Raw genomic sequence first — 22,746 nt, forward strand, 5'->3', positions numbered from 1 at the left:
TGCTTGAAAAATTTATCATTTAATCGCATCAACAATTAAAGATGGAAAACCAAGTTTATCACCTTTATTTCTAGAATCATACCTTTTCGAACGGAAAATAACACCGTCATTTGCATCCCATTCGTTGTAATAAAACTGACCATTTTCATCACAATATTCAAGTAAAACTACCTCAAATCCAGCAGTTTCAAACATTTTCGTTAATGTTTTATAATTATGAACAATTTTATGACTTGCTGCTGGATGATCTTTCGGACCAGGTCCGCCTATTTGAACTATATTTTGGTATGCTTCGTCTCGGAAAAATGCATCAGGAACACCGCACCGAATGTGCCCTGCTGGCTTTAAAAATTCATAACAAATTTCTGCTGCCCTTACACCTTCTTCAAACGTAAGGTGTTCCCATACATGCTCAGCTAAAATAGCTGAAATAGAATTGTATTCAAATCTTTCTTCCCACGTAACTTTATCTAGTAAATTAAGTTCATCTTCTTGCGTTTGTATCCAACCTGGATTATTATTAAACACCCCAGCTCCGACTACTACTTTAATTTCATCTTGTTTTATTGCCATCACTTTCACCTCGTAAACATTTTAATTATTAATATATTCTATGTTTACTATTATCCTTCCTTCTTCAACAAATTTAGTAGCATGAATCTAGTACAATGCCGAACTCATCCCCTAAAAACTATCTAATGTAACGATTTTTCTTACAGAAATATAGCACACCAAACATTAGCACAAAACCAGTCACGTAAAAACTTGTTGTTCCGCTGCCACCAGTATTAGGAATTACCCAATTATTTTTCACATTTTTCACTGTTAGTTTTTGTGTCCTTACCGCTTCTGTAATTTCTATTTCTATTGGATCTCTAAGTAACATATATCCGTTTGGCGCTTTTATTTCTTTAACCGTATACTTTCCAATTACTAACTGGTTGGAAATCACCTTTCCTTTTTCATCCGTTGTTAATCTAGTAACTTCTTTACCTTCTTTATCTAATACTTGAAATACAGCACCTTTTAGTTTTAAATTAATATCCTTATCATCAACTTTCTCAATTTCAAATTGCCCAGTCGGGTCTGGTAATTTCTTATTCCCTATTTTAATTTCTACTACTGCATCTTTTTCTATTTTTACAGCTATTTTATCTTTTAATAATTCGTAACCTTTAGGTGCTTCTACTTCCACTAGGGTATAGTTACCTATTGGCAATTCTTTTGATATCGCTTCTCCTTGTCCATCTGTTACTAACTCACCAACTACTTCTTTATTTGAATCTTCAATATGAAACTTTGCTCCTGCTAGCTTTTTATTTTTATCGCTCGTATCTACTTTTACTAACTTCATTTTCCCCATTGGATCTGGTAATTTCTTATTCCCTATTTTAATTTCTACTACTACATCTTTTTCTACTTTTACAGCTATTTTATCTTTTAATAATTCATAACCTTTAGGTGCTTCTACTTCCACTAGGGTATAGTTACCTATTGGTAATTCCTTTGATATCGCTTCTCCTTGTCCATCTGTTACTAACTCACCAACTACTTTTTTATTTGAATCTTCAATATGAAACTTTGCCCCCATCAATTCTTTATTATCATTATTACTATCTACTTTTTTTATCTTTACTTTTCCTGTACTAGGCTTGTACCAATGTTGCCAATTAAATTTGAAATTGTGAAATTCAAATCCACCAGTTTGTTGTACTGCACCGACAAATGCTTGTCCATTAATCGAACCGCCTTTTGTTTCTAATACAGCATTTGGAGCAAACACACTCCCAACGACACCATATCCCTCTGTTGTGATTTTTTTTGCATTAGGAAAAACCCAAATCACCTTCCCGTATAACTCAGTGAACGGTGAATTAGGAGAATAGGGTTGTGATGTAGGAATTATATCTGTAGCCCTACCAATATTGTTCGTGTCATATAAGATAGCACCATTTTTAAATGTAACCTCTTTTGCATCTGAATACATAACGATAAAATCTTTTCCTTTAGCATTAGGTAAAAAGACATCTCTTATATCTAAATTGATTTTCCCTACCAATTCTGATGAAACATAAATATTAGGATTGTTTATATCTTTTCCAATTCCATAACTCATATTTGGAATTGGGGTATTCGTTTTATATTGACCTGCATTTTTACTGACTTGGTTCACTATGTTGTGAAATTCATTAAATTTCGCGTCAATTTCTAGTTTTTCTTTATAAACGATACGATCATAAGAAGATTGTATGATACGATCTGGATCACTCTCTTTTGTCATTACGACTATTCCATTTTGAATGATAAAAGATTCCTCTCTTGATTTTTTAAATTTTCCAGACAATAACAAGGATGGATATCCCTCATCATCCCATTTTTCCCCAACTATATTAGATGTTCCCGCTGCTGCACCTACAATTGTATAACCAGATGCATCCATATCACCTTGAACTGCAATTGCTCCTTCAATGTCTCCACCTACTGCTATATGGTTACCAAAGACAACAGCATTATAACGCGATATATCCCCTAGACCTTCTAAGTTAGTCGTGGATCCATATGCTTCTTTTGGTGCATATACGACAAAACTTACACATAACATTAACAAAACCATAAAATGAATACTTACCAACTTTAATCGTAACCTCAATTCCTTTGTTCCCACCTTTACCGTATTTTTTCTACAGTCGAATAAAGTGAAACTTTTTTCCGTGAGGATTTACTTCATCCCCTATATACCTTCTTTGCTTATCTCTGGATTTTCGGTCCCACTGCCCATTAATACAGGATAAATAACTTCATTCTATCGAGTTAATTTTTTCTTATAAATTGCGACTAGTAACACACAGAATAATAGGATTAAGACTACTACGGTCCACTTATTAAACATAAATATCTCTTTACGCATTTTTTGTTTTACTTTCTCGTTAAACTCCACACGCTCACCTCGAACCAGTAATCTATTTGTATTTACTCCATAAGGCGTACATGTAATTAATGTTATATAATCTTTATTTTCCACAATTTTCAAATCGTCCGTTTCGTGTGGTAACACTACTTTAATTTGATCTACTTTATAAGCAAGAATTTTGTCTAAAGAATGAATATAAAAAAGATCTCCTTCACTCAATTTATCTAAATCTGTAAATAATTTTGCTGATGGTAAACCACGATGCCCTGTTAAAATAGTGTGCGTATTTTCTCCACCTGCCGGAAGTGAAGAATAATCTAAATGACCTACCCCGCGACTCAAAACTTCCTCAGAGGTCCCTTGATAGATTGGCAGTTTTATATTAATTTTCGATATTTCAATATACCCCATTACATCACCTAAATTTAACGCATCGACATACGCTTGATGATGATTATTTTTTTCTTCAGAAAATGGATCTGCAAATGTTTTCATGGAAGTTTGAACTTGTTTATTATATTCGGTTGCTTCTTTTTCCCTACGTTCAACTTCTTTCTTTTGTAGTGCTTTGATCTTCTTATCGTAGGAGCTAATCTCAGAATAATGTGCACGAGTCGCCAACCAATTACTAATAGTAGGATATAAAAAAATAGCTAATCCAAATAAAAAAATACCTCCTAAAACAAGATTTCGTTTCATATTTCCACCTCTGCATATACTAAAATATTGAAAAGAGGGGAGCATTTTGCTTCTCCCCTTTTCACATCACTTGGTTACATGTTCCTAAAACCTTAATTATTAGCAAACTTTTTTCTAAAGAAAACAAATGCCGCTGTAGCCATTAACGCAAGGCCTAGTACAGTAAATAGAGTCGTTCCGATACCACCCGTTACAGGAAGAACCCATCCACTTTTATTATTTTCAATCGATAATTTAACCGTTTGATTATTTTCGCTAATCTTTACATCAATAGGGTCCTTTAATAATTGATATGAAGCTGTTGTACCATCTTCTTTTTTATAAGTTGGTGCTTTCGTTTCAAAAATTTGATAGTCTCCATACGGAATGTTAGTCCATTTAATAACACCATTTTCATCTGATACACCTGTGACTTCTTTACCTGCCACAACAACTATTTTTCCATTTTTATCTTTAAGTACAAACTCCGCACCTTTTAATTTCTTCTTATCAGCACCATCAACTTTTGTTAACTCGATAATTCCAGTTGTCGGAACAACAACTACAGGTTTAGATTCCTTTTCTCCAATTACATCATTTTTATTTATAAAATCAATTTTTGCTGTATTTAAAATTTCCGAACCAGATAGTACTCCTTCTTTTACTTGTGATTTAATTTGTAAATGAAATTCTTTTTTACCATCTAACTTTGTGAAATCTTTTACTGTAGCTGTTACTTTTTGGCCTTCTACAGCTACCTCTACAATACTTGCATTTACTTCCGTTCCATCAATTTTCACGACTGGTTTTCCTTGAATCATTAAACGATTGTCTAAAGTATCTGTTACTACATATTTTTTGTATTCTTTAATGTCTTCTGGAATTAATGTTTTGATATCATAATTGTAATTAGTTAACGGATTAATTGGTAACGCTTCCAAATCCCCGTTAATCTTTTTATCAATATTTGGTTCTTCATAGTTTTGCACTTCTACTTTAACTACTGTACCAGAAGTAATTGTTCCATCTTCGTTAATAGTTCCGGAGTTCTTTATAAAAAACTCGTGTTTAGTCGGATCTAGTACATACCCTTTCGGCGCTTTTGTCTCTTGGAAATAGTATTCCCCATACTCTAATCCTTGCACGCGAATATGCCCTTTACCATCTGTTACTAACTCTTTTTTCACTTCTGTACCATCTTTTTTAAATAAAGAGAATACTGCACCTGCTAATGCTTTTTCATTTGCACCAGTCTTTACTAAATCAACTGCACCACGTTTAATCTCATTTTTCGGATACATATGAACATCATAGTTTAGCACTTTACCCTCTTTATTCGTTAATGGAATATCCACTGTATACGTATTTGGATTTAGGTTAACATGCGGAGGTCCTGCCACTTCTTTCACTTCATAACGTCCTAGCGGAAGATCTTTTAATACAGCTTGTCCGTTATTATCTGTTACTACTTGAGTTGGAGTTGCTCCCATTATAGGCTTCACATCTTCTTTCACGATTTTCCCATCGTTTGAAATTTTTTCAAACGATGCAACCCTTTTCACTTCAAACGTTACACCTTTTAACGGTTTCGCATTTGTTGGTACCTCTTGATTTGCAGAGCCATCACCTTCTAGCCCCGGTGCGCCATCTTTTTCTTTTTCTTTTTCTTGTTCATATTTATGAATCGTTAAAGTACCTTTGGATGGTGAAGCTGCCTTTACTAATACACTAGACCATGTAGAAAATGTTAAGAAAAATACTAAAAGCACACTAAATATTTTTTTCATTTCTCTTATCCCCTTTACTACTTCTATCATTTTAAAAATCTCTTTATTACTATTACCCTCTTAAAAGCAATAGTGTGCCAAGTACCAGATTTAAACGAGTAACCTAAAACATAGTCGTCCAACAATCCATTGTTTACAATCACTTATTCACTCTTCTTATTTTCTATTATTACGTTGTCTCTCCGTATGATATATGTAGTTTTCCCCCTGAATTACACTTATATCTCTACTTCGAAAATCGTTACATATTAACTTCTATCGAAAATTCACATTAATTACTTAACTTCAATTCATTAATCTCTCCCTTCCTATCCCTATTTAAAATCCAATCTTAATCATTTTTGATACATATAAGCAATGAACAACGAATAAGTGTGACAATTCATATTTTACGTTCCCCCCTAAAACTATTACCTGTATATTCAAATAATATGTGCTAACCATGTTAAATTATGGTATTATTCTTAGAAGTTTATAATTTTTATAGATAAAGTTTTTCCGTTTCTACTTATTATGAAAAAAGGGAATATATAAACATTCAACTATTACACACAACTGTAAGGAGGAATAATATGACTAAAAAGCTCAGTCTAGTTGAGATAGAGTACATTTGTAATATGTTTTTCCAATCTTTTGAAATTCCAGTTTGTTTTTTAGATTGTAACAAAAATATTCTTTTAGAATTTACATCAAAAGATGATTCACATTCGTTCTATAAATCAAAAATAGAACAGTTACATGTGCTTTTTCAAAAAAATGATTCATTTAATTCGCCTATCTTCAGAATTCACCAATATTTAGGGCACTTCATTTTAATTCACATAAAGAGCCATTATATAGTGAACGGTACTGTTATTATTGGGCCCTTGACACATGTAAATTTTTCTACAAGTAAAACGGATAGTAACCTTAATTTTATTTCGAATTATAAAAGAACAAGAGACCATTATTTTTCATTGTCAGTCAAAGATCAAAATTTCTTTGTAAATATAGCAATATTGTTCTATAATATTCTCTATAAAAAAAATTCAGATGTAAGTACCTTTTCAAATAACAGTGACTCATTTCATGTAAGTCATAGCAGTATCTTAAACGAGGATGTATATATTTCAATGCAAAAAAACGAATCTATCTGTCATAATTTGTATATAGAGAACCAACTACTTGGAGCTATAGAAAACGGGGATAAAGAAAGCGCACTCAAATATTATTACGAATTCCAACAAGAGACTCTTTCATCCTTATCTTCATTTCATCAATTAAGACGTCATAAAAACATTTGTATTTCATCCATCACACTTGCTACTAGATATGCTATAAAAGGAGGACTTCCTTCCGGGATCGCTTACAAGATTTACGATCTACACATTCAAAAGACAGAGGATTTAAAAGACACACAATCTGTTTGGGATTTATTAAGAAATGTTTTCTGTACTTTTGCAGACTGTGTAAAAGCACAAAAAGTACAGAAGCACTCAAAGACAATCGCTATTTGCAAAAACTATATTTTTGAAAATATTTACAATCAAATATCTGTTAAACAACTTGCTAAATTTGCAAACGTAAATTCAGATTATTTATCTATATTATTCAAAAAAGAAGTCGGTATTTCATTAATTGAGTACATTCAACGTGAACGAATCGAAGAAGCAAAAAAGTTATTAACTTTCACAACCTATCCCTTATCAGACATATGTGCTTCGCTCAACTTTAGTGATCAAAGCTATTTTACTAAAATTTTTAAAAAATTCACTAACGAAACACCTGGTAAATACCGAAAATCTCATGTTGTCATATAGAGTTAAACTTTCATTAAAACAAAGTGTTTTTAGTAACTTATCAATGGCAGATTAGAATTACTTCCACACTCATGGCCTTTTGAATTTAGGCTATTTTTAAATCAAAAAAACACGTTACTATTCTTTTATTTGAATGAGAATAGTAACGTGTTTTATATGTAATGTAGGTCTGTAGGCAAAACAGTGTCCAGGCACAAAGTTTTATAGAAGCCAAATACACTACTTAAATACTAAAATCTTATTAAGTAAAAAATTCATCTAATAATTATTGTGTGAGAAATAATCCCTACTATTATTTTTATATCTTTCTAAATTTGCGAACCAAAGTGAGTACTGTACTGACAATAATCATCCATATGCCCATTGCTGTACTGTTCGTTTCACTTGCACCCGTGTTGGGAAGCTCTTTATATGTAGATTCTTTTTTATCAGAATTAATGCTGTTCGGGATATTACTGTTATTAGTAAGACCTTTAGCTTTGCTAGTATCTTTATCCTTCACTAATACTTTTTGTATTGCATGTATCTCATTACCTACAGAATCTGTGACACTATATATTATTTTAAAAGTACCAGCTTTAGAGGGATCTACATCTCCTTCATAAACTACTTTAGAAGTAAGGTCACCGTTTTCCTTATCAGTAGCTGATACTCCTACCATTGGATCGAATTGATCCCCCTCAGTAATTGTAGTTGTAGCAGGTACTTTTAGTATTGGTATTTCATTTTTAACTTCATCTCTAACTTTGACCGTTACAGTTTGTTCCGCAGTTACTTTATGACCTTTAGAATCTGTAACTATGTACGTTAATACGTAAGTACCGGCTTTAGTGCTATCTACTTCACCATTAACTTTTACTTTAGAAGTAAGGTCGCCGTCTTCTTTATCAATAGCTAATACCTTTGCCATTGGATCGAATGAATCTCCTACATGAATTGTCGCTGCAGTAGGCACTGTTAATGTAGGGTTTAAATCTAATGTTTCTCCATTTCCCTCTACAATTACAGTCTGTGTAGCCGCTGTATGTCCCCCTTGAGAGTCAACGACCGAGTAGTCCACAATGTATGTACCTGGTTTAGAAGTATCTACATCGCCTTTATGTTTTACTTTATTTGTTAAATCACCATCTTCTTTATCAACAGCTTTTACGTTACTCATCGGGTCAAACGTATCACCTATACGCAGTGTAATTGTAAACGGTACAGTTAGCTCTGGGATTTCGTTTTCTGCGTTTTTTTCGTTTTCTTTCACTGTTCCTTTAATTTTTGCTGCATCAAAAGCTTTTTGAACCGCTTCAATCTCAATTGAGTTCGCTCCATATTTGTTTGTTGCAACTTTAAGACACGCTAATCTTAATTCAGAGAAATTAGAAGTCATGTTCAATTCATCAGTATTTGCATAATAGAAAATATCAAACATTTTATCTTCACCAATACCATTTACAGTTACACCGTTATGAGTGCCACCTTGTGCAATTAAATACGCGACTTTATTAATAATACTTGAGTTGAAATGAACGCCCTCATTATCTTCTCCGTTTAAATCACTGTATTTGCTATAATCATCTGGATACGGTACTCCATTAAAAAATTTGACTGCAGATGGATTTTTCATATTACGAAGAGCTGATCCAGTTTGTTCTCCTATTGTCCAATTAAATTCTCCATTATTTATATATTTCTCAATAGCCGTTCCCATAATATCAGATAATGCCTCGTTAATTGCTCCAGATTCTCCGAAAAATTCAAGATTAGATTCGCTAGATGTAACCGCATGTGTAAATTCATGGCCCGCTATATCAAACGCTCTAACCATTGGATCACCATATATAAGCATACTAACATTGTTAACATTAGCACTAAATGCATTTCCCCAATTTTTAGGATCATCTATTTCTCCAGAATCCCATGCATGTACAACTGAAACTACTTTTTTCCCCTTATTATCAAAACTATTACGCTTATATTTGTCTTTATAAAAATCATATACGTTTGTTGCTAAGAAATGAGCACTTACCGCTTTTGGATCATTAAATGTTGTTGAAGTGCTAGTTGCTAATATACCAGGATAATATTTACCTTCTAAAGTAATATCTCTATAATTTACATCGTACGTCTCAATTCCTTGCCCCCTTGTGTAATCAGCAAGCGCATATTTCCCGTTACTTTGTTCAGAAATACCGAATGTACGAGTTATACCTAAATCATCTTTTCCAGTTCCGGTTAATGATTTAAAATTGCTTTTTTTACTCTCCTTAATAGCTTCAACATGCTCTTCACTTACTTTTAAATCTGACTCTTGCACCATATTTTTCAACATATCACCATTATGAGCATTCACTAAATAAGTTCCAGTTACATAGTTTGGTGTTGCAGCAGCAAATGTAACTTGATATGCATTGCTAGCCTGCCCATTATTTTCAGTAACAAAAATAACTTCCTTAACTTCTGGTTCAGAAATAAATTTAATATCGTTCCCGTATTTCGTATAAATATATTGTTTTGCTTCTTCTTTTGAGAAAGTACTAGTGTTCTTTAAATCTACCTGTGTTAAATTTTGTGCACTTTCTCCTGAAATACTTTTAATAATACCCTTTTTATCTACATGGGCAGTCAATTGGTGTCCATATACTTCTTTACCTTCATATATTTGTTGCATACGCACAAGTGTAGTCCCATCATAAGAAGCACGTTTTTGAACAACTTTGTAATCTACTCCTTTGTCCCCACTAACTTGTTTTGGAGACAAAGCATGCTCCGCCTTTTCCTTAAGTGCATCTTTCACTACGTTCTCAGGCATCTTTTGTGATGGTTGTGTAAGTGCACCTGTACGGAACGAATCCTCATGAATTTCAACTTGCATTTGACCCGTTTCTTCTGCATAAGCTATTCCATATGGTGTTACACTTGTTAAAACTAACCCTGTTGTTAATGCAACTATAGCTATTTCTTTTTTATTCTTCATTTTATTTTCCTCGTATAATTTCCTAAAATATGAAACTGCTTCAATGTATTCCTATCAAAAATAGAAAAAATAAAAAGTACATCACATTACGCAAAACTGTATTATAAAAAGATGACTTCTGTAATCAACAAAAGTCACCTCTTCAATATGTCATATCCCTAATATATTTTTAATACATACTTTCTATATGAAAAAGAAAAAGTATTCTTTAACGAGCATTTTGCAATACTTTTATTAGGTCATTTATATTTTCAACTTTTTGCTGAAACTGATCAAGCCTGTTATGTAGCAATGAAGGATTCTTATCTTCAGTTGAAATAACTTTTTTTAATTCTTGTTCTAATTTATCATATGTATCAAAGAAATTATCAAATTCTACACTTATAAGTTCTTCATTTTCACGATAAAATCTTTTTGCTTCTATATAAGTCATATATGATTTATTTAAAAACCCTAATGAAATTAAATATTTAGAAGTGTTTTCTTGATAAATGGCAATATCACATGCTATTTTAATATCAGAATAAGTCTTTTGAACGAAACAATGTAATTCAAAAATCTTAAACTTTAATCCATTATTCATTTCATCCCCTCCCATCCTATCTATTTTACATAAAAAAAGAATATTATACAAAATAAAATATCAATATAGCACAAAAATAAAAAGCGAAATAATGACTCCTTTCGCTTTTTATAACAATACATACATTTCATATTGTGCTAATGAATTCTTTTCAAATCCAGTTTTCTTTAAAAACCCTTCCAGTAAATTGTTGTTTGGAAACCCAATTGATAAACTTGATACATGTAAGTTTTCTCTTGCTACTTGTAATAATTTTGATCCAATACTACGATTTCTATAGTCTTTGTCTACGAATATAAAACTAATTTTACCTTGTTCATTCATACATATTGAACCCTTTAAATCATTATCGACATATGCACCGTAAAATGTATTATTTGTTTTTTCGATATAATCCATATCATTTTGCCAATTTATATGGAAGTGTAACCATTTCTGAATTTCAACTTTAAAAGCTGGAAATTCTAATTGTTTTACTTCAATTTCCTTACAATCTTTATTTATTATTTTAGTCATATCTTTTAAATTATAATAAGATAGATCGTACACTTTTTCATAGCCTAATTTCGTATAAAAATGAATCGCTCGGTCATTGCCTACAATGACTTCAAGAAAAAGTTGCTTACACTCATTTTGAAGCGCCTCTTCCTTATGCAGTTCAAATAATTTTTGACTCACACCAATACCGCGGTAATTAGGATGAACCGCTAATGTTCCACAACGCATTGTTTTTATGTTTTCATAATCCTTTATCCCGCCAAGTATTACACCAACAGATTTGTTACCGTCTAAAGCAAGAAAGGAATGTTTTAGTGAATTCCCTTCTGGTCCCAAAAACCTTTTTATAAAATCTTCTTTTGAAACTTCCATTTTAATAATGTAATCTGAAAATCCATCTTTAAAAGCTTCATACACTAAATCTATACTTACTTCACTGCATCTTTTGTATTGAATCATATAAAATTCTCCCCCACTTACTCGTGTTAAACTTAGCATTCAAATACGTAAAATGTACTAGTGCCAATCTACCCATCATTCTTTAACTTTTAATTAAACCATTTAATTTGAAATAAACGGGCACTTCCCTACATATCTCTCACTGTTAATTTGTTTTATCACAAATGGTGCAATATCACTATTTTGAATTTTGATTCCTGGCATATCTACTAAACTCTCCTTTATATTTCCAATGCTCTTCCCTTCCATAACAAATGGTAATCTAACAATTGTCCAATCTACATCACTACCTTGAATAGTTTGCAATTCTTTATATTTATCTTGCATCATCTTTGATAAAAATGCTTTAAACAAGGTAGCTCCTATTTTATTTACAATTCCCTTTTGATCTTCTGTAACATCTAAAGAACCACCAGAAATTAGAATATATCGTTTTATTTCAAACTCTTTCATTGCTTCTAAAATATGCTTTGTTACTGTGCTAAAAATATAAGATTCATTTTTTGGTTGACCTACCGCATTAATTACAGCTTGACACCCTTGAAGTAATTCACGTATTGAAGAAAAATCACGTGCATCTCCAATAATAGTCTCTAAATTTTCATTAGTTATCGTCATATTATTAGAATTTCTTGTTAATATTTTTACTTGATATCCCTTTTCTAATGCTTCGTTTACAAGGAATTTCCCAGCTTTCCCGTTTGCACCCAGAATAGCTATTTTATTTGTACTTTCCAATATTAATCCCTCTTACTATCTATTATTTACTACATTAATCTCATACACACGTAAAAAAGCAATTAAATGCTCGCACGCTCGTTCACACGCTAACATTTTAAAGATTTTTTGTTCCTCTTTCGTTTTATCATTTGCTTGATCTGAAGCAGCTTTTAAAATGAGAAAAGGTTTTTTATTGATTTGACACACATAAGCAAAAGCTGCCACTTCTTGATCAACCGCCAATGCTCCATATACAGTATGGAGTAAATATCTCATTTCTGAACTACGGATACGTTGATCTCCAGATAAAAATGTACCATAATGAATCGGATCATAAGATCGTATCTTTTTTATTCTTCTTACAAGTGACTTTGTTGTTTCAATAGGTGCTGTTCTACCATTATATAAATTAAAAACATCTTCCCCCGAACCAGCAGCAGTAACGTCGTGTTGTATTGCATTAAGGGCTACTACAATATGTCCATTTTTCACCTTATTTGATAGACTTCCACATATACCTGTCATAAACAACTCATCTGGCTGAAATTCACTAATTAATAATTGCGCACAACTAGCACAGCTTACTTTCCCAACTCCAGTTATAACAGAAATAATTTCCAGATCATTGATATAATGAAAATGAAATTCCCAAGCTGCTCTTTTTTCAATGCGTTCACTTGGATAATATTGATGCAAATACGTAAGTTCTGGTTCCCATGCGGCTACGATTGCAATACGTTTCATTACACGCTTCACTTCCCCCATTGTTGTCATGTAAATAAGTTATCTATACTTTCTCGTTCATAATCTGGAATCCACTCTTTATATTTCTCATATAAATTTCGTATTGTTTCTTTATTCTTCGCAATTACTTCACATCCTCTATCATCATAAACAAACATGATAATATCTTTCGTTGCATTTATGAGAAATACATCTGGATAAGAAATCTCTTCCTTACGTCCAAAACGAGGATTAAGACCTGGAAAATCTTCATGATTCGCAGCTTGAATAAGCGGTTTATACTTTATATCGCTAGCAAAACATTTTAACGAAAGTTGATATGTACAATATAAATTAGCTTCTTCATCTTCAAATAGAAAAGGTACTGTTTCTTGTCTTATTTGGAACTTTAAATCCCTCTTTTTAATAAATCGATTATATACATTTATTTTCTGCGAATTTTTCACGTTTTCCTTTTTAAATCGATAAACATTTATTACTAAAAACACTTCATCTTCTTTTGAAAATATATCTTCAAATAAGTATTTATTATATGTATATAGTTGAGTGAAGTATTCCATATTTACATCGTCGGTTCTTTCGACATTTCGACATTTGGACATTTCCCTTTCCCAAAATGAAAATGCAAATGATTTTTCCACTGAAAGTATATATGTGGTACTAATGTAACTCCAGGAAATGTTTGATTCATATATTCTTTTAATTGCATTCTTATACCCTTTCTACTCTACAATTTTTTTTAACTGCCAATATGCATCATCTAGCCACGGATGTAAAACTTTCAACGTGTCTCTTCTATCCCACAAATATGAAATATATGAAAAAGCACCATGTTCTAAAGATTTTTCTAATCCTTTTTTTACTTCTACTAAATAAGGTGGTGTCCCATTATGATCCCACTCTATTTTATCAGCAACAAATAACACTAAATCCATCTTCGTTGCATGCTTACGTAGTGTAGTATGACAATTAATTGCATTTAAAATTTCTTCATCTTCCACTTTAAATATCTCTTTTGCAATTATTTTCGACAATTTTTGATGAATAATCATCGGGAATTCTCGTTCTTCTAGTAATATCTCTATTCCAAATTGTTCAGCAACTGCAACCCGCTCTTCATTCGGAAAGATTGCACTAATATCATGTAAATATGCTGCCATTGCTGCCTTTTCCTCGTTTTCATGATACTTAATCACAATTTTCTGGGCTTCATTTGCTACCCGAATTGAATGCTTATATGTAAGTTCTTTATTGTATTTTAATAGAAAAACTTTTATATTATTTTCAATTTTTCCAGTCGGAGTAAATGAATAAATATCTTTATATAACATCATAAGTCCCCCTTCTTCCAAACATTCAATATAACGTTGTATTTAAATATCCTTTTTATTTGTATTCGTTATGAATGTTTTAATCCCTTTTTTATACGTTACATGAAATTTTATGTGGAATCATGGCTACAAAATACATAAATGTTTGATATTATAGTAATGTTAATGATTTGTTAGGAAAGGAACTACATAATGAAGAAAAACATATTAATTATTGATGATGATAAAGAAATTGTTGAGTTACTTGCTGTTTATTTGCGAAATGAAGGCTATAACATTTATAAAGCATACGATGGCGATGAGGCATTGCAAATGATTTCTACATATGAAGTTGACCTTATGGTTTTGGATATAATGATGCCAAAACGAAACGGATTAGAAGTTTGCCAGGAAGTTCGTGAGAATAATACTGTACCTATTCTTATGCTGAGTGCAAAAGCCGAAGATATGGATAAAATATTAGGTCTTATGACAGGTGCAGATGATTATATGATTAAGCCATTCAATCCATTAGAATTAGTAGCTAGAGTGAAAGCTTTGTTACGAAGATCATCTTTCCAAAATGCCACTTCCTCCAAAAATGAAGATGGTATTATTCGTATTCGTTCTGCTGAAATACACAAACATAATCATACTGTTAAAGTAAATGGAGAATATATTAAACTTACATCTATTGAATTTGATATTTTATATTTACTTGCGAGTAATACCGGAAGAGTATTTAGTTCCGAAGAAATTTTTGAACGCGTTTGGAATGAAGATGGTTATGGCTCAAATAAAACTGTAATGGTCCACATTAGTAATTTACGGGATAAACTTGAAACAGGAATGAATGGAGAGAAGTTTATTCATACTGTTTGGGGAGTAGGCTATAAAATTGAGAAATGAAGCATTTGATATATTAAAAGATATCCCAAAATGGAAGTTGATTTTTTGGTTTATGTTAGCCATCACACTTACTCCTATTACTGAATTAATAATATATCGTCTTGTTACAAGTGTAATTGAAAGTTCACTTACATTAAGCGAACTCGGCAAAGAATTCATTAGAATTTTTGGATATGAAAAATATAAAGGAATAAAAGAATCTCTCTGGATGATGATTGTATCTTATTTGTTTTTATTTTCTATTTTTTCATCCTACCTATACATTTTTTATCGTCATGAAAGAAAGCTTTACTATGAAACTTGTATTAAAAAAATGATAGAAGAGATTCGTTATATTGCAGATGGAAACTTCAATCATAAAATTTCTATCGTACATCATAATTATCTGGAAGAGTTAGCGACCGGTGTTAATCAAATTGTTGAACAATTGAAAGTCTCAATTGATGAAGAAAGACAGGCGGAACAAGCTAAAAGTGAACTTATTACAAATGTATCGCATGATTTACGTACTCCTCTTACCTCTATAGTTGGATACGTGAATTTAATCCACCATGATAATTATAGAGATGAAGTGGAATTACGCTATTACATACAAGTCATTTACGATAAAGTAACCCGTCTTAATGCATTAATGAATGATTTGTTTGAATATACACGTGTTCAAAATAAAGAGTTAAGTTTATTTTCTGCTCCTATTGATATTGTAGAGCTACTTGGACAATTAACTGTTCAATTCCGCATACAGGTTCAAGAAGCTAATATAGAATGTCGACCTTCTTTTCCATCTCAAAAACTCATGGTATTAGCTGATGGTGATAAATTAGTTCGCGTATTTGAAAATCTAATTATTAATGCTATCGCTTATGGTAGCGATGGTGAGTATATTGATATTACTGCTTACGAAAGTAATAATATGATTGCAATTGATATTACAAATTACGGCCAGCCTATTCCGAGTACCGATTTACCTCATATTTTTGAACGTTTTTATCGCGTGGAGAAATCGCGCTCGACAAACACTGGTGGATCTGGACTCGGATTGGCAATTGCAAAAAGTATTGTCGAATTGCATAAAGGAACAATTGAAGTATATAGTGATGAGAAAAGAACAACTTTCACTATAAAACTACAACCATATAAATGTTAATACAATTTAATTTTAGGTTCAATTTCTTATCATATAAGAAATTGAACCTTTTATTTTCCATCAATATCCAAAATTAAATAATCCTTTATAATTCTTTAGAAATTCTTTACCTTTTCTTTCTTCCTAATTAAGCATTCTTTTTTACAATACTATTATTGATGTCATAGTAGGAGGATCGCTTATGCAATTCTTGAAAAAATTCACAATTTTATTATTATCTTTTGTTATTACAGCACTTATCGTTTTATATTTTTACCTTTATGTAAATGGTCCAATTATTCAAGCTAAATCAGCTATTTTAATAGATGCTAATTCAGGTGAAGTTGTTTATAAAAAAAATGAAGAAATTCCTATACAATCAGCTACTTTATCTAAATTAATGACAGAGTATATCGCAATGGAGCAGCTGAATGAAGGGAAAATACAGTTAGATGAATTAGTAAAAATAAATAACGAAGTTTTCCGAGCAGAAACGAGCCCTATACAAGTAACTTCGAAAGATAAAACGACAGTTCGTGATTTACTTCATGCATTGTTTTTGACAGGGAATAATCGTTCCGCACTTGCCCTTGCAGAACAGATTGCTGGAAACGAAGATAACTTTACACTTGTAATGAATGAGAAAGCAAAACAACTAAAGTTATCACAACCATCCCCGTTTCTAAATGCTACTGGAATGAATAACGATACAAATAAACAATCAACTACAACAGCTATAGACGTAGCTAAACTAGCAACACAATTAGTAAAAGACTTTCCTAATGTATTGAACATTACGAAACTAACCTCTTACCAATTTACCTTCAAAGACTCAAAAGTTTTCAACACAAATAAAATGATTTATTCCCTTAATAAAAACATTAAACTCCAAGGTGTTGATGGCTTACAAACTAGTTTTTCAACTAATGGTAATTATAGTTTTGTCAGTACAGCAAAACGAGGAGATACTAGACTTATTTCAGTAATATTAGACGCCGACGATGAAAACAGTACTTTTATTGAAACAAAAAAATTACTACAGTATGGTTTTGATCCTTCCTCGTACTCTGCACTCCAAGCTTTTAAAGATACTGTTACATCGTGGACAGTTTTACTTCAGTTTAAAAATTTGATTATACAAACATTATTGATTTTCTTCATTATTACAATTTTAATGTTTTTACATATACGTCAGAAAAAATCCGAGGATTTCAACTAAGAAATCTTCTTATATATAAAAACCGGCTTGCATTCACAGTGCAAGCCGGTTTCTAAATCTATAGTCCTCTTCCAATTAAATTCGCTGAAACAGGCTGAAGATTTAATTCTCTCGCCCATATAGATAGCTGACCGATATGGTGAATTTCATGTACAATTACATGTCTTAAAACTTCACCGTATGTATATGTTTTATCTGTCCACGAAGCTTTTAATATCTTACATTCTAGGCTAAATGACCACAACTGTAAAAAATCTTCTAATTCTCGTATATATAAATTAGATAACGCTTTCACTTTTTGGATGGATTGATAATCTTTAAACTGCGGTTCATTATCTTCTTTTCCTTGAAGCGCACTAATCCAGCTGTACTCAACATCGACAATATGGAATAATGTTTCTAAAACACTCCCAACACCACCTACACGCTTGCGGAGTAATTCTTTCTCTGAAAGTTGTTCACACCACTTAAACCAATCATCTCTTACTTGCCAATTGTATTGAAATAACGTGTACATATTTATCTCTCCCCTACCTCAACAATCCACTTAACCGCATCTATTACATAATATGGTTCATCTTTTTGAATATAGTGACCGCTTTGTTCTGCAATTACAAATTTATGATTGTATGATAATCGTAATAATTCTTCTTGCAACTGTAACCACTTCAGTTGTGCAGCTTGCGAATAAAAAGTTTTTTTACCAGCAGCTAACACGACAAGTGGAATATCATTCATTGATTTACAATGTCTATCTACTTCACTTAAACTAAATGTAAACTCTTCATAAGAACTTTCATATACAAACTGTTTATAGTAAGCTTCTTGAAATTCTGGAGACATGATTGGCAGAAAATCTTCTTTATAATTTTCCGGTGTCGAATCAACCAAAACGATTCCCAACATATCTTCGGGATAAAAAGTCGCAAATAAACGTGCATTTATACCGCCAAAAGAATGTCCTACAAAAATATAAGGTGGTTTCAATTGTAATTGCGCCAAGCAACACCTTAAATCTTTTACCATTTCAGAACTAATACGTCTCTTGGAACTCTTCCCACTTTTTCCTACGCCCGCTCGATCATATGTAAGTACCGTCCCATATTCCGTCAACTCTTTAGCGATATGATCCCATGTCTTTGAATAATCGCCATAGCCTGCCTCCATTATAATAACAGGTTGCAACTGCTTTCCTTGGAATACTTTTGAATACATTTTAAAATCATCAACTTGTACATATTCCTCTATACATTTAACCATTGACGATTACTTCTCTCCGATTAAGTGACTCTAAAATTTGATTAATTATTTCATCGACAGATAAAGATCCATCCAAAACAATATCTGAATTTGGCTTTACGGTATGAAGTGCCTCTAAATATGCTTTTCTAGCATATGTTATATAGTGTTTTAAATTATTTTGTATTTCACTCATTGTATCTTCCTTAAAATCTCGCAAAATTCTTCTAGCCATCGCAATATCTAAAGGTGTGTCGATAAATATGGTTACATCAATGAATTGTCGCATTTCACTATTTAGGTATGCAAAAGGATAATCTACAATAATATAATCTAGATAACTATTTTGTAACAGATGCTGAATATCCTTAATTAATGGTGTAAGTAACCATTCATCATAATTTGCTCCATCATCAATCCATTTACAAATATCAGCAGGACAATTATCAAAGTCATAGCTATCAAAATATAGTGCTTTTGAATTCATTAACTTGTGAGTTAAACTTTCTGTAACAGTAGTTTTACCTCCTCCTGAAACAGCTGCAACTGAAATTACTTTAGTATTTTTATTCATAACTTCCCACCATACCCCTTTTAATTGACATAACATAATTATAAAAAACTATTATTTTTTATCACTCCATTCATATTCTAACATACTCATTTCCCATAAATTCCAATATGTTTCTCCTACTTTTTTGGATTCTCTTAATAAACTTTCTTTTACAAATCCTATTTTTTCATAACATGAGATGGCCGACGTATTAAAATCATAAACACCAAGAGTTACTCTATGTAGTTTTAATTCTTTAAATGCAATTTGTAATACTGCTTTTATCATATGTTTCCCTATAGAACGCCCTCGCATTTTCGTATCACCAACTAACACTTTTCCAATTCTTGCAGATTTATTTATATTGTCAATTTGCCCAAGTGAAATATGACCAATTACTTTTATAGTCTCTTCATCTATTACTTTAAATGCAAGCGTATTTTTGCATTCAATATATTTTTCTAATTGTTGTTCATGTAAAGGGTATGTAAATACATTTCCTGACCACTGTATTAAAAATTCTTCGCAATCAATCCAATTTATTAATTGTTTGAAATCAGTTCTTGTAAATTGTTTCAGCTTGATCACTCTCATTCTCCTTTCACACAACCTTTTATACACCTTCAAATTTATTTCTATATGAAAAATATATTCCCTTTTAAACAAAATAAAAAGCCATTCATAAGAATGGCTTAGCATCAATAAAGCATAATTACTCTTTATTTGCTACGTCAACACCGTTAAAATCAAACTCATCAACAACAGTTGTAGCAGGTGGTAAAATCGCTTCAATTTTACAAAGAGATATAATTGCTGCAACTGAACCAGGAATAGCAGCCAGCTTAACAACATCGCAAGTTACAGAAGAAACAGTACCTATATAAGTACGTCCTTCAGTGTTAATTCGCACTGTTTTATTAATTAATTTTTTAAGTTCGTCTCTAATTCCTTGTACACAAGAGCTGTCACATTTCTCATGCTGTTCTTTTTTACACTCTTCAAAAACATCCCAACAATCATCATGTTTACACGTACATTTTTTTCTACAATTATTAAATCGAGAACCCAAATCCTCACCCCCTAATCATTTCTATTAGTAAAGTATGTCCAATAGCTTAAAAGTGTACGAGACAAAAGCATAGAAACAAAAAAACAAACACTTGTACTAAACTTTTATATATATATTAAAGACGAATATACTACTGTATGAATACTCAATTCAAATACTCCAAATATGTAGCATTATTAGTATAAACGTGCTTTCAACGACAATAACATTCTTTTCTTTATTAATAACAAAACGGACCTCTAACAATTAAAGGCCTGTTTAATGATTGGACTTGGATTTAATTCTGCTGAATTTAAAATTTAGACAACCTCTTTCTCAAACGAACCTGTTTTTTTTAATAAGCCGGCTCCTTTAAGAGGGACCAGCTTTTCCTATTACTTCACATATACATAGGCTTTGTTTGCAGTAATATAGTATGTTTTGCCTTTGCTGTTGTGAAATATACATTAAAAAAAGCGTACTCCAAAATAAGATATTATTTAAAATCAGAACGTTTTCTTCAACAAGTGTTTGTTGATTAATATCATAACCAGCAGTTCTCTCCACTACCTTTTGAAAATTAAGCATAGTTTGTATGAATTCTATATTTAGTAGAAAGCACTCTATCATATAAAGGTAAAATAATAGGTTAATAAACAAGCCATTTTTTTACTAAAACATAGAATAATATGAACCCTAATTGAAGGGAGGTATAAAAAATGTCCTGGAAAAATGATTGCTGGAGTTCTAAGAAAAAGCATTGTTGTGATGACTGGTGGAAATCTAAAGAACAGCACCATTGTGATGATGATTGGCGTTCTAAAGAAAAGCATTGCAATGATGATTGGTGGAAATCTAAAGAACAACACCATTGTGATGATGATTGGCGTTCTAAACGAAATAAGTGTCGCTGTAAATGTTTCTTTATTTGTTGTCATTGTAAAAGAAAACATTGGTAATATATTAAATGTCAAATTAAAGGAAAGAATATGTCTTTTGGGACCGATAAATACTAGAATATATAAAAAGCTGACTAAATATAGTCAGCTTTTTATATATTAACACGTAGAGATTTAAACTGGCATCTATAATTACTAGTTGAGTGGAGTATTGAAAAATAAGCTGACTCTTATAAATCGACTCTTTAATTACTTCACATACAAATAAGCTTATTTACAGCAGTATGTTTTTCCTTTGCTATTGTGCACCTTGTATTGTAGTGTTCCTTTAACACTTACTTTTGCATCAATAACAAACTCTAATCATACATTAACAGAACCAGCAACGTCTTTATCCTGCCAAGTTGGTGAATCATAGAAACATAAATTATTTCTTTTAGAAACACCACGTTTTCCTCCAATAGATGAATCTACTGTACTTTTTTATCGAACTTCACATAAAAGAATCGTATTTAATCTATTGCTCTTCGCCAAGATTCAACCAGCCGTCTATGAGTTTTAAAAATGTACGCACCATTTTGTCTAACTAAAAGACCACATACACCAAAATCCCGAATACTCGCAAATTCTAATGCTCCTATAAATTTTTGAGCATGTAAATTAGGGAATGGACGATTTGTAAGCAAGAATTTCTGACCATTTCGCAATGCAACATTCTAAAATTAGTATTATAATGGAATTTTCTCATATTTTATTAACTTCCTTATTAGAAAAAGATTATTTTATATAGATTACTATAAGCATCCATAAAGCCAAGACGCCAATGATAGCGAGCGCTATACGTGTAGATAGTACCCTTACTTCAAAGTCTGTTTTCTTGGAAGGTTCAGGATATACAATTATGTAGATTCCCTTTAATAATGCAAGCCATGCAATAAACGTTAGGAACCCCTGCCAGTTGAATACCCATACATTATGTAGGATTACACTACCTAACCCTAGGAAAATCGATAGAAAACCATACATAATACCAAATCCTCTGTCTTCAACCACTAATTTTTTCAATTCACGTAGTACCGATGGTCGTACGAAAAGTATTCCCGATACAATAACCGTTACCCATCCCCAAAACAATCCTAAAAAAGTACTAGTTTCCATTATTAGTTCACTCCCCTCAATTATTTATATTTCAGATATTCCCCCCTTTAGAACAATTCCAACATCTTTATATATAGGCTAAATTCTGCTCTTTTTTAATACAAGTATGGCATATTCTATGCCCATCCTTAATCACCTTAT

22 protein-coding genes and 3 pseudogenes are annotated in these 22,746 nt (G+C 31.7%); 5 read left to right on the plus strand and 20 right to left on the minus strand.

Going from position 1 to position 22,746, the window contains the following annotated elements:
* Positions 1–15 precede the first annotated feature (15 nt).
* The 4 genes from DN393_RS14310 to DN393_RS14325 form a co-directional block, all read right to left on the minus strand.
* Positions 16–573 carry a class I SAM-dependent methyltransferase gene (locus DN393_RS14310; RefSeq protein ID WP_000985677.1) on the minus strand — a complete coding sequence of 186 codons (558 nt, stop codon included), beginning with the start codon at positions 571–573 and terminating at the stop codon, positions 16–18.
* 118 nt (positions 574–691) lie between these two features.
* Positions 692–2,650 (minus strand): SpaA isopeptide-forming pilin-related protein, encoded by a 1,959-nt coding sequence (locus DN393_RS14315; protein ID WP_149173637.1) that lies wholly within the window; start codon positions 2,648–2,650, stop codon positions 692–694.
* A 153-nt stretch (positions 2,651–2,803) separates the two neighbouring features.
* Positions 2,804–3,610, minus strand: a complete 807-nt coding sequence (locus DN393_RS14320; protein WP_081257246.1) for a class C sortase — start codon at positions 3,608–3,610, stop codon at positions 2,804–2,806.
* Between the two features lie 92 nt (positions 3,611–3,702).
* Positions 3,703–5,376, minus strand: coding sequence for an LPXTG cell wall anchor domain-containing protein (locus DN393_RS14325; protein ID WP_081257312.1), 1,674 nt, complete (start codon positions 5,374–5,376; stop codon positions 3,703–3,705).
* 572 nt (positions 5,377–5,948) lie between these two features.
* Between DN393_RS14325 and DN393_RS14330 the strand changes: the two genes are divergently transcribed.
* Positions 5,949–7,175: an AraC family transcriptional regulator gene (locus DN393_RS14330; protein WP_064475303.1), complete on the plus strand. Its 1,227-nt coding sequence runs from the start codon at positions 5,949–5,951 to the stop codon at positions 7,173–7,175.
* 298 nt (positions 7,176–7,473) lie between these two features.
* On the opposite strand, the gene DN393_RS14335 is transcribed toward DN393_RS14330, so the two are convergent.
* The 7 genes and pseudogenes from DN393_RS14335 to yqeK all read right to left on the minus strand — a co-directional run bounded on the left by DN393_RS14335 (position 7,474) and on the right by yqeK (position 14,475).
* Positions 7,474–10,140, minus strand: coding sequence for a M4 family metallopeptidase (locus DN393_RS14335; RefSeq protein ID WP_064475302.1), 2,667 nt, complete (start codon positions 10,138–10,140; stop codon positions 7,474–7,476).
* 208 nt (positions 10,141–10,348) lie between these two features.
* Entirely contained in the window at positions 10,349–10,723 is a 375-nt protein-coding gene (locus tag DN393_RS14340) for a hypothetical protein (RefSeq protein WP_001059012.1), read from the minus strand.
* 108 nt (positions 10,724–10,831) lie between these two features.
* Positions 10,832–11,680: a GNAT family N-acetyltransferase gene (locus DN393_RS14345; RefSeq protein ID WP_000617082.1), complete on the minus strand. Its 849-nt coding sequence runs from the start codon at positions 11,678–11,680 to the stop codon at positions 10,832–10,834.
* Positions 11,681–11,782: 102 nt separating this feature from the next.
* Complete coding sequence (locus DN393_RS14350) at positions 11,783–12,418, minus strand: SDR family oxidoreductase (RefSeq protein ID WP_064475300.1); 636 nt, start codon at positions 12,416–12,418, stop codon at positions 11,783–11,785.
* A 15-nt stretch (positions 12,419–12,433) separates the two neighbouring features.
* Complete coding sequence (gene mtnN / locus DN393_RS14355) at positions 12,434–13,174, minus strand: 5'-methylthioadenosine/S-adenosylhomocysteine nucleosidase (protein ID WP_098102356.1); 741 nt, start codon at positions 13,172–13,174, stop codon at positions 12,434–12,436.
* Positions 13,171–13,853, minus strand: a pseudogene (locus DN393_RS14360) (DUF3885 domain-containing protein). The gene mtnN and the pseudogene DN393_RS14360 overlap by 4 nt, the downstream one beginning before the upstream one ends.
* A gap of 13 nt (positions 13,854–13,866) precedes the next feature.
* Positions 13,867–14,475: a bis(5'-nucleosyl)-tetraphosphatase (symmetrical) YqeK gene (gene yqeK, locus DN393_RS14365; RefSeq protein ID WP_149173638.1), complete on the minus strand. Its 609-nt coding sequence runs from the start codon at positions 14,473–14,475 to the stop codon at positions 13,867–13,869.
* Positions 14,476–14,667: 192 nt separating this feature from the next.
* Between yqeK and DN393_RS14370 the strand changes: the two genes are divergently transcribed.
* The 3 genes from DN393_RS14370 to DN393_RS14380 all read left to right on the plus strand — a co-directional run bounded on the left by DN393_RS14370 (position 14,668) and on the right by DN393_RS14380 (position 17,708).
* Positions 14,668–15,363, plus strand: a complete 696-nt coding sequence (locus DN393_RS14370) for a response regulator transcription factor (RefSeq protein ID WP_064475298.1) — start codon at positions 14,668–14,670, stop codon at positions 15,361–15,363.
* Positions 15,353–16,510, plus strand: coding sequence for a sensor histidine kinase (locus tag DN393_RS14375; RefSeq protein WP_064475297.1), 1,158 nt, complete (start codon positions 15,353–15,355; stop codon positions 16,508–16,510). The genes DN393_RS14370 and DN393_RS14375 overlap by 11 nt, the downstream gene beginning before the upstream one ends.
* A 181-nt stretch (positions 16,511–16,691) precedes the next feature.
* Positions 16,692–17,708 carry a D-alanyl-D-alanine carboxypeptidase family protein gene (locus DN393_RS14380; protein ID WP_064475296.1) on the plus strand — a complete coding sequence of 339 codons (1,017 nt, stop codon included), beginning with the start codon at positions 16,692–16,694 and terminating at the stop codon, positions 17,706–17,708.
* Positions 17,709–17,766: 58 nt separating this feature from the next.
* Here DN393_RS14380 and DN393_RS14385 read toward each other — a convergent pair whose 3' ends face one another.
* The 6 genes from DN393_RS14385 to DN393_RS31570 all read right to left on the minus strand — a co-directional run bounded on the left by DN393_RS14385 (position 17,767) and on the right by DN393_RS31570 (position 21,136).
* Positions 17,767–18,225, minus strand: coding sequence for a DinB family protein (locus DN393_RS14385; protein ID WP_064475295.1), 459 nt, complete (start codon positions 18,223–18,225; stop codon positions 17,767–17,769).
* A gap of 2 nt (positions 18,226–18,227) precedes the next feature.
* Complete coding sequence (locus DN393_RS14390) at positions 18,228–18,968, minus strand: alpha/beta fold hydrolase (protein ID WP_064475294.1); 741 nt, start codon at positions 18,966–18,968, stop codon at positions 18,228–18,230.
* The gene (locus DN393_RS14395; protein WP_142315382.1) at positions 18,961–19,521 is read right to left on the minus strand and encodes a nucleoside/nucleotide kinase family protein; all 561 of its coding nucleotides are present in this window, start codon (positions 19,519–19,521) and stop codon (positions 18,961–18,963) included. Before DN393_RS14395 ends, DN393_RS14390 begins: the two co-directional genes overlap by 8 nt.
* A 51-nt stretch (positions 19,522–19,572) precedes the next feature.
* Entirely contained in the window at positions 19,573–20,094 is a 522-nt protein-coding gene (locus DN393_RS14400) for a GNAT family N-acetyltransferase (RefSeq protein ID WP_149173639.1), read from the minus strand.
* A 118-nt stretch (positions 20,095–20,212) separates the two neighbouring features.
* A complete protein-coding gene (locus DN393_RS14405) occupies positions 20,213–20,569 on the minus strand; it encodes a hypothetical protein (RefSeq protein WP_064475292.1) in 357 nt (118 codons plus the stop codon).
* 351 nt (positions 20,570–20,920) lie between these two features.
* A complete protein-coding gene (locus DN393_RS31570) occupies positions 20,921–21,136 on the minus strand; it encodes a hypothetical protein (RefSeq protein ID WP_142315109.1) in 216 nt (71 codons plus the stop codon).
* 144 nt (positions 21,137–21,280) lie between these two features.
* Here DN393_RS31570 and DN393_RS14410 point away from each other — a divergent pair, with 144 nt between their 5' ends.
* Complete coding sequence (locus DN393_RS14410; RefSeq protein ID WP_064475291.1) at positions 21,281–21,610, plus strand: hypothetical protein; 330 nt, start codon at positions 21,281–21,283, stop codon at positions 21,608–21,610.
* 107 nt (positions 21,611–21,717) lie between these two features.
* Here the strand turns inward: DN393_RS14410 and DN393_RS31970 are convergent.
* The 3 genes and pseudogenes from DN393_RS31970 to DN393_RS14425 all read right to left on the minus strand — a co-directional run.
* Positions 21,718–21,997, minus strand: a pseudogene (locus DN393_RS31970) (N-acetylmuramoyl-L-alanine amidase); the annotation flags it as partial.
* A 1-nt stretch (position 21,998) separates the two neighbouring features.
* Positions 21,999–22,167 (minus strand): annotated as a pseudogene (locus DN393_RS31975) (terminase large subunit); the annotation flags it as partial.
* Between the two features lie 57 nt (positions 22,168–22,224).
* Entirely contained in the window at positions 22,225–22,605 is a 381-nt protein-coding gene (locus DN393_RS14425; RefSeq protein ID WP_064475290.1) for a hypothetical protein, read from the minus strand.
* Positions 22,606–22,746 lie beyond the last annotated feature (141 nt).

The organism is Bacillus sp. BPN334, assembly GCF_008368885.1.
Lineage (GTDB): Bacteria > Bacillota > Bacilli > Bacillales > Bacillaceae_G > Bacillus_A > Bacillus_A wiedmannii.